Source organism: Pseudomonas sp. A-RE-22 (assembly GCF_019956035.1).
Taxonomy (GTDB): domain Bacteria; phylum Pseudomonadota; class Gammaproteobacteria; order Pseudomonadales; family Pseudomonadaceae; genus Aquipseudomonas; species Aquipseudomonas brassicacearum.
Genome location: NZ_JAHBCZ010000057.1, coordinates 18,917 through 27,367, shown reverse-complemented (window position 1 = coordinate 27,367; position 8,451 = coordinate 18,917). Strand labels below are relative to the sequence as shown.

Here is an 8,451-nt window from a genome sequence, read left to right as displayed (position 1 = left end):
TGCGCTTCCGATCTCTCGTTAGCGGGAGGCGAATTCTACAGCGTTACTCGCTGCTGTCAACACCTCTTTTTCACCGCTTTCGACCGAGAAGATCGAACCGCTGATAGAGCCAAACAACACCGCTCTACCTGCTCCTTCCGTGCTTCGATGAACTGAAGCCCAACACCTTCGAAACTTACTTAACTCATTGAATCTCAAGGAGTTTTCCGTTTCGACTGCGCCGGAAGTGGGGCGAATTATAGACTTCCAGAATCTGCCGTCAACACCTATTTTCAGCTTTATTCGGATTTCAGCGTAATACGCGCGAAAGCCTTCTTGCCGGCCTGGCATACATGAGTAGAGCCCAGCTCATATATATAGGTGCGATCCACAACCTCACCATCTATACGCACACCACCCGAACCCAGGAGGTCTCGCGCCACCGCCGAGTTCTTGACCAGGCCAGCCTTATTAAGGACTGCCGCAATCGGCATATTCTCGACAGCAGTCAGCTCGATCTCCGGCAGGTCGTCCGGCAGCTCACCATCCTTCATACGATTGCCCGCAGCACGATGAGCATTGGCCGCAGCCTCCTCACCATGGAAACGAGCAACAATTTCTTCGGCCAACTTGATCTTGATGTCGCGCGGATTGGCCCCTGCCTCGACATCGGCACGGAACGCATTGATCTCATCCATGGAGCGGAAGCTCAACAGCTCGAAGTAACGCCACATCAGCACATCAGGAATGGAGACCAGTTTGCTGTACATGACGCCTGGCGCTTCCTGGATACCTACGTAGTTGCCCAGCGATTTGGACATCTTCTTCACGCCATCCAGACCTTCGAGCAATGGCATGGTCAGAATGCACTGCGCCTCCTGGCCATAACCACGCTGCAACTCACGCCCCATCAGCAGGTTGAACTTCTGGTCAGTACCGCCGAGCTCAACGTCCGCGCGCAACGCCACCGAGTCATAGCCCTGTACAAGCGGGTAGAGGAACTCATGAATGGCAATTGGCTGATTGGACTTATAGCGCTTGTCGAAATCATCGCGCTCGAGCATACGAGCCACGGTGTATTGAGACGTCAGGCGAATGAAATCCGCCGGCCCCATCTGGTCCATCCAAGTGGAGTTGAAAGCCACTTCGGTCTTGGCCGGATCAAGAATCTTGAAAACCTGAGTCTTGTAGGTCTCGGCGTTATCGAGAACCTGCTCACGAGTCAGCGGTGGGCGCGTAGCACTCTTGCCGCTCGGATCACCGATCATCCCGGTGAAGTCACCTATAAGGAAGATGACCTGATGCCCCAGATCCTGGAACTGGCGCAGCTTATTAATAAGCACGGTATGACCCAGGTGCAGATCAGGCGCCGTCGGATCGAAACCAGCCTTGATACGCAGCGGCTGCCCGCGCTTGAGCTTTTCGATCAGCTCGGACTCGACCAACAGTTCTTCCGCACCACGTTTGATCAGCGCTAGCTGCTCTTCAACCGACTTCATAACAGACCCGTAAGGCTCAGATTCAAAGGGCCCCAACCATACAAGATCGCGCACCAAATACAAGGTTTGCCCGGCGCACGGACGCCAATCCACAGAACAGAGCGTCCGCGGGCTTGCTTCGCAGGGGTTTTGGTTATATTTTATACAGTTATTTCATCTTCATCATGTCATTCATCTTTTCCAATTCATCTTTTCAAAAGTCAAAATTACCTATGACCACAGAACCGTCTAAAGCGCCACCGCTTTACCCAAAGACCCACCTGCTTGCCGCAAGTGGCATCGCCGCCCTCCTTAGCCTGGCGCTCCTGGTGTTTCCCTCCAGCGATGTTGAAGCCAAAAAGACGACTCTGAGTCTTGAACTGGAAAGTCCTGCTGAACAACTGACACAAGAACAAGACGCCGCCGAAGCCGTTCAAGCCACAAACGAACCGGCCGCCTCTCCTTTTGCGCAGATTGAAAACAGCCCGCAAGACACCACAGAGACCGCAGCTCAGGCAGAAGCGCCTGTTGCAGAAGAAAAGAAAGGACCAGACCATCGCGAAGTGATTGTGGCCAAGGGCGACACACTTTCCACTCTCTTCGAAAAGGTTGGCCTGCCCTCGACTTCGGTCCATGAAATCCTGGCCAGCGACAAGCAAGCCAAGCAGTTCACTCAACTGCAGCGCGGCCAGAAACTCGAATTCGAACTCAATCCAGACGGACAGCTGACCAACCTGCACACCAAGCTGAGCGACCTGGAAAGCATCACCCTGACCAAAAACGACAAGGGTTATGTATTTAACCGCGTCACCGCCAAGCCTACCGTTCGCTCGGCCTACGTTCATGGCGTCATCAACAGCTCATTGTCCCAGTCGGCTGCTCGTGCCGGCCTTTCCCATAGCCTGACCATGGACATGGCCAGTGTATTTGGCTACGACATCGACTTCGCTCAGGACATTCGCCAGGGCGACGAATTCGACATCATCTATGAGCAGAAAGTGGTCAATGGCAAGAGCGTCGGCAACGGTCCGATTCTTTCCGCGCGCTTCACCAACCGCGGCAAGACGTACACCGCAGTGCGCTATACCAACAAGCAAGGCAACAGCAGCTACTACACCGCCGATGGCAACAGCATGCGCAAGGCCTTCATCCGTACACCGGTTGATTTCGCCCGTATCAGCTCGAAGTTCTCCGCCGGTCGCAAGCATCCAATCCTGAACAAGATCCGCGCCCATAAAGGTGTCGACTACGCCGCCCCCCGTGGTACGCCAATCAAGGCCGCCGGCGACGGCAAGGTATTGCTGGCCGGACGTCGTGGCGGTTATGGCAACACCGTGATCATCCAGCACGGCAATACCTATCGCACGCTGTACGGCCACATGCAGGGCTTCGCCAAAGGCGTGAAGACGGGTGGTACCGTCAAGCAAGGCCAGGTTATTGGATACATCGGCACTACCGGCCTGTCCACTGGCCCGCACTTGCATTATGAATTCCAGGTCAATGGCGTCCACGTCGACCCGCTAGGCCAGAAACTGCCGATGGCCGATCCGATCGCCAAGGCCGAGCGCGCGCGCTTCCTGGCTCAAAGCCAACCCTTGATGGCTCGCATGGATCAAGAGAAAGCCACCATGCTGGCCTCGAGCAAGCGCTAAGCATGGCGCTCTATATCGGTGTGATGTCCGGGACCAGCCTGGATGGCTTGGATATCGCACTGATCGAACTGACCCCGGCGATCAAACTGATCGCCACGCACTACATTCCTATGCCCGCCGCCCTGCGCACCGAATTGCTCGGATTGTGCAGCAGTGGGCCCGATGAGATCGCCCGCTCCGCCATTGCCCAGCAAAGCTGGGTGAAGCTGGCTGCACAGGGTATCCATACCCTGCTCAACGAACAGAAACTCAAGCCTGAAGACATCACGGCGGTCGGCAGCCACGGCCAGACCATCCGCCATGAACCAGCCCGCGGGTTTACCGTACAGGTTGGCAACCCGGCCTTGTTGAGCGAGTTGACCGGTATCGCCGTCGTCAGCGATTTCCGCAGCCGCGACGTCGCCGCCGGTGGACAAGGCGCCCCGCTGGTTCCGGCGTTTCACGAAGCATTGTTCGAAGAGCGAGTCGGCAATCGTGCCGTGCTGAATGTCGGCGGTTTCAGCAATCTCAGCCTGATAGAGCCCGCAAAACCAGTAGCCGGTTTCGACTGTGGCCCGGGCAACGTATTGCTCGATGCCTGGATACACCAACAACGAGGCGACCATTTCGATCGCGACGGTCAATGGGCTGCCAGCGGGAAAGTCGAGCCTGTCTTGCTCAAGGCACTGCTCAGCGATCCCTTCTTTGTCACCAAGGGTCCAAAAAGTACCGGGCGCGAAGTATTCAACCTGCCTTGGCTGACACAGCATTTGTCGCAGTTGCCAGCCTTCGCCCCGGAAGACGTGCAGGCAACGTTGCTCGAACTGACAGCCCTGACTATCGTCGAATCCCTCCAACATGCCCAGTCCAATACTCAAGAGTTGCTGGTCTGTGGCGGCGGCGCGCACAACCAGGCGCTCATGCAGCGCCTGGCTGACTTGCTGCCGAATGCCAAAGTCAGCAGTACGGCGGTGTACGGCGTAGACCCGGATTGGGTTGAAGCCATGGCTTTCGCCTGGCTTGCCCATTGTTGTCTTGAAGGTATTCCAGGCAACCGCCCAAGTGTCACCGGCGCACGCGGGCTGCGCATACTCGGCGCCATCTACCCGGCCTGAATCCAATAATTACGGACAAAAAAAGCCGCAGGCCCCTAAGGCACTGCGGCTTTTTTATTGAAGCACTCAGATCGAGAACGAAGAACCACACCCACAGGTCGTGGTCGCGTTTGGGTTCTTGATCACGAACCGCGAGCCTTCCAGGCCTTCCTGATAATCCACCTCGGCACCTGCCAGGTACTGGAAGCTCATTGGATCGACCACCAGGCTGACCCCTTCACGCTCGACGATGGTGTCATCTTCGGCCACTTCTTCATCAAAAGTGAAACCGTACTGAAAACCGGAACAACCGCCGCCCGTTACAAACACGCGCAGCTTCAAACGATCATTGCCCTCTTCATCGACCAGGCTCTTCACCTTGTGCGCGGCACCGTGGGTGAATTGCAAAGCCGTGGGGGTGAAGGTTTCGACGCTCATGCTGAATATCTCCCGGCGCTTACGCCGCCATAATGCGTGATGGCGGGCATTATCCGCTTCTCCTAGAAAATCGGTCAACTATTTAGAAGAGCAGCGGCGACTACAAGCCTCAAGCTTGTAGCTGCCAACTTGAAACGAGTGACTGCCGTTACGGCAACATCCCTGCATGGGACAGCCCCAGGCGCTCATCCAGCCCGAACAGGATGTTCAGGTTCTGCACGGCCTGGCCGGACGCGCCCTTGACCAGGTTATCGATGACCGACAACACCACCACCAGATCACCGTCCTGCGGACGATGCACGGCGATTCGGCAAACGTTCGCACCGCGCACGCTGCGGGTTTCCGGATGGCTGCCGGCCGGCATTACGTCGACGAACGGTTCGTTGGCGTAGCGCTTTTCAAACAACGCCTGCAGGTCCACCGAACGATCGACGACGGTTGCATACAGAGTGGAGTGGATGCCACGAATCATCGGCGTCAGGTGCGGCACGAAGGTCAGGCCGACCTCCTTGCCCGCGGCCCGGCGCAATCCCTGGCGAATTTCCGGCAGATGACGATGCCCCTTGACCGCGTACGCCTTCATGCTTTCCGACGTCTCGGAGTAAAGCGAACCGACACTGGCGCCACGCCCGGCACCACTGACACCGGACTTGCAGTCGGCAATCAGACGCGAAGCGTCGGCAAGACCGGCCTCGAGCAGCGGCAGGAACCCGAGCTGAGTTGCCGTCGGATAGCAACCCGGTACTGCGATCAGTCGCGCCTGCTTGATTTTCTCGCGATTGACTTCCGGCAAGCCGTAGACCGCCTCGTCGAGCAGATCCGGCGCGCCGTGGGGCTGACCGTACCACTTGGCCCATTCATCGGCGTCCTGCAGACGGAAGTCCGCCGACAGGTCGATGACCTTGGTCCCGGCGGCCAGCAGTTCACCCGCCAGGGCGTGGGCGACACCGTGGGGCGTGGCGAAGAACACCACATCGCAGGCGCCAAGGGTCTTGATGTCCGGAACGCTGAACGCCAGGCCGTCGTAATGGCCGCGCAGGTTCGGGTACATGTCGGCGACGGCCAGGCCGGCCTCGGATCGGGAAGTGATGACCACCACCTCAGCTTGCGGATGCTGTGCCAATAGACGCAGCAGTTCGACACCGGTGTACCCCGTGCCGCCGACGATACCGACCTTGACCATAAACCTGCCCTCAACGAACCCACTGGAAAGCCGTCGATGATAGGGGCCGCAGGGCCCGGCGACAACCGCCAAGGTGACGTGCGGACGCTCTAACCTCTACTATCGGGCTACCGTGAATCCTGGGAATAACTAAAAATGCTCTATCTGTGGCTCAAAGCACTTCACATCGTCAGCATGGTCTGCTGGTTCGCCGGCCTGTTCTACCTGCCTCGCCTGTTTGTCTATCACGCCCAAAGCGAGGACAGCGTCAGCAAAGAACGTTTCAGCATCATGGAGCGCAAGTTGTACCGCGGCATCATGGGCCCGGCGATGATTGCCACCCTGGTGTTCGGCATCTGGCTACTCAGCCTCAACGCCGGCGCCTATTTCACTCAAGGTGGCTGGATGCACGCCAAGCTGACCCTGGTCGTGCTGCTGATCGGCTACCACCATATGTGCGGCGCCCAAGTGAAGCGCTTCGCCCGTGGCGAAAACACCCGCAGCCATGTCTTTTATCGCTGGTTCAATGAAGTGCCGGTTCTGATATTGCTGGCTATCGTAATTCTGGTCGTCGTCCGACCGTTCTAATTTCCAATGCAGCATCCATTATCCGGGGTACTTGCGATGTCGTTGCCCGCTCTGCTTGAACAACGCTTGCGCCTGCCCGTCGTGGCAGCGCCAATGTTCCTGATTTCCAGTCCGCAACTGGTGCTGGCCTGCTGCCGCAACGGCATCGTTGGCAGTTTTCCGGCGTTGAACCAGCGCGAGAGCAGTGGCTTCAAGGCCTGGCTCGAGGAAATCGAAGCAGGCCTGGCGACCCTGGAGAATCCGGCACCCTACGCTGTGAACCTGATCGTCCATCACAGCAACCCGCGGCTTCAGGCCGACTTGACCATCTGCATCGAACACAAGGTGCCGATCGTCATCACCAGCCTGGGCGCGGTGAAGGAGTTGGTGGATGCCGTCCATGCTTATGGCGGACTGGTGTTCCATGACGTGACGACCCGGCGTCATGCCGAGAAAGCCGCCGAAGCCGGTGTCGATGGCTTGATCGCCGTTGCCGCCGGAGCAGGCGGGCACGCCGGAACGTGGAGCCCGTTTTCACTGGTCGCCGAGATCCGGCAGTTTTTCGACAAAACCGTGCTGCTTGCAGGATGCCTGAACCACGGTCATCAGATTCTGGCCGCACAATTGCTCGGCGCCGATCTGGCCTACTTCGGTACGCGCTTTATCGCTACGAGCGAAAGCCACGCCCCTGACGCTTATAAAGAGATGTTGCTCACATCCAGAGCCGCAGACATCGTGCATACTCCCGCTGTATCCGGAGTGCCGGCCAGCTTCATACGTCAGAGCCTGGAGAATGCCGGTTTCGATCTGACCGCCCTGCAGAACAAGGGCGAGGTGGATTTTGGCTCGAAACTCAAACCGCTGAACGATGAAGCCAAGGCCTGGAAAACCGTATGGTCCGCGGGCCAGGGCGTGGGTGAAATCGATGATTTGCCCAGCGTCGATCAGTTGGTGGCACGCCTGGATAAAGAATACCGTCAGGCACATGCCCGGGCGGCGCAGCTTGGCGGGCAATGGCCTCGCTGAAGCGACCCTAAAAAAACAGTTACTTAACTTTCAGAGACAAGGATGCCGGGCATGAGCGAAACCCGTTTCAACATCGTATTCGACGGAGGCCTGATGCCGGGCGTCGATACCACCACCGCCAAACTCAACCTCGCCGAACTGTTCAAAAGCGACATCAGCGCCATTGAACGGCTGTTCACCGGTCGCAAGGTTGCCCTTAAGAGCAACCTGTCCCAGAGCGAAGCCCAGCAGTACCTGGAAGCGCTCAACAAGAGCGGAATCGACGCCCGAATCGAAGCCGAACCCGCCGCCCTCCAACTGAGCCTTGGCGAAGTACAGGAGTCGCCGCAACAGCCGGGTGGACGCCATCCAGAGCCGATCGTCGACCCCGTCTCGCCGTACGCGCCTCCCCGCGCCGAAGTGGGTGAAGCGCTCGCCGAGTACAGCACGCTAAAACCCTTCAGCTTCGATGGGCGTATCGGGCGTTTGCGCTACCTGGCCTGGACCATGGTGTTGACCCTGGCCATGCTGCCCTTGGTCGGCCTGGGCTTCTGGTTGGCCACGGCCTGGCTGCTGGCTTCCGACTCGATAGCTGCACTGATTGTCGGCGGCCTGCTCGGCGCAGCCGTTGTACTTGCCTTTGCCTTCGTAAGCATCCAGTTCAACGTCCAGCGCCTGCATGACCTCGGCTGGTCGGGGTGGTTGTGGCTGGTCAACCTCGTTCCATTCGTGGGCAGCATCTTCCCGTTCATCCTGATCATTGCCCCGGGCAATACCGGTGCAAACCAGTATGGCCCGCCGCCACCGCGCAATACCACGGCAGTCAAACTGCTGGCGTCGCTTTGGCTTGTGATGATCGTCCTGATTTTCCTGGCTACCTTTGCCGGCATCTTCGGAGCCCTCCAGGAGGACTATGACAGCAGCAGCCTGAGCAGCTATGAAAGCAGCGAGTCCAGCAACGAAACCGCCGAAGAACCCGCTGTCGAGGCAGCCGAGCCCGCCTCGCCTTCTGTAGACTATGAGGAAGAAGAGGAACAATAAGCGCGCTTCATGCCGGTGACAGCCCAGTCAACTGGCGGCGGGCTGTTGCGATGGAG

8 protein-coding genes are annotated in these 8,451 nt (G+C 58.2%); 5 read left to right on the top strand and 3 right to left on the bottom strand.

Annotated elements, in window-relative coordinates:
* Positions 1-278 precede the first annotated feature (278 nt).
* The gene (tyrS, locus tag KGA89_RS24760) at positions 279-1,478 is read right to left on the bottom strand and encodes a tyrosine--tRNA ligase (protein WP_223472747.1); all 1,200 of its coding nucleotides are present in this window, start codon (positions 1,476-1,478) and stop codon (positions 279-281) included.
* A 212-nt stretch (positions 1,479-1,690) separates the two neighbouring features.
* Between tyrS and KGA89_RS24755 the strand changes: the two genes are divergently transcribed.
* Positions 1,691-3,109 (top strand): peptidoglycan DD-metalloendopeptidase family protein, encoded by a 1,419-nt coding sequence (locus KGA89_RS24755; protein WP_003206111.1) that lies wholly within the window; start codon positions 1,691-1,693, stop codon positions 3,107-3,109.
* A 2-nt stretch (positions 3,110-3,111) separates the two neighbouring features.
* Complete coding sequence (locus KGA89_RS24750; RefSeq protein WP_223472746.1) at positions 3,112-4,203, top strand: anhydro-N-acetylmuramic acid kinase; 1,092 nt, start codon at positions 3,112-3,114, stop codon at positions 4,201-4,203.
* A 66-nt stretch (positions 4,204-4,269) separates the two neighbouring features.
* On the opposite strand, the gene erpA is transcribed toward KGA89_RS24750, so the two are convergent.
* Both erpA and argC read right to left on the bottom strand, forming a co-directional pair.
* A complete protein-coding gene (erpA, locus tag KGA89_RS24745; RefSeq protein WP_003177727.1) occupies positions 4,270-4,620 on the bottom strand; it encodes an iron-sulfur cluster insertion protein ErpA in 351 nt (116 codons plus the stop codon).
* Positions 4,621-4,768: 148 nt separating this feature from the next.
* The gene (gene argC / locus KGA89_RS24740; protein WP_003206116.1) at positions 4,769-5,803 is read right to left on the bottom strand and encodes an N-acetyl-gamma-glutamyl-phosphate reductase; all 1,035 of its coding nucleotides are present in this window, start codon (positions 5,801-5,803) and stop codon (positions 4,769-4,771) included.
* Between the two features lie 135 nt (positions 5,804-5,938).
* On the opposite strand from argC, the gene hemJ reads away from it, so the two are divergent.
* From hemJ to KGA89_RS24725, 3 genes are read left to right on the top strand one after another with little or no spacing between them, the layout of a single operon-like run.
* The gene (gene hemJ, locus KGA89_RS24735; protein WP_212797820.1) at positions 5,939-6,370 is read left to right on the top strand and encodes a protoporphyrinogen oxidase HemJ; all 432 of its coding nucleotides are present in this window, start codon (positions 5,939-5,941) and stop codon (positions 6,368-6,370) included.
* A gap of 36 nt (positions 6,371-6,406) precedes the next feature.
* The gene (locus KGA89_RS24730; RefSeq protein WP_223472745.1) at positions 6,407-7,375 is read left to right on the top strand and encodes an NAD(P)H-dependent flavin oxidoreductase; all 969 of its coding nucleotides are present in this window, start codon (positions 6,407-6,409) and stop codon (positions 7,373-7,375) included.
* Between the two features lie 51 nt (positions 7,376-7,426).
* Entirely contained in the window at positions 7,427-8,395 is a 969-nt protein-coding gene (locus tag KGA89_RS24725; protein WP_223472744.1) for a DUF805 domain-containing protein, read from the top strand.
* The last annotated feature ends 56 nt before the right edge of the window (positions 8,396-8,451 follow it).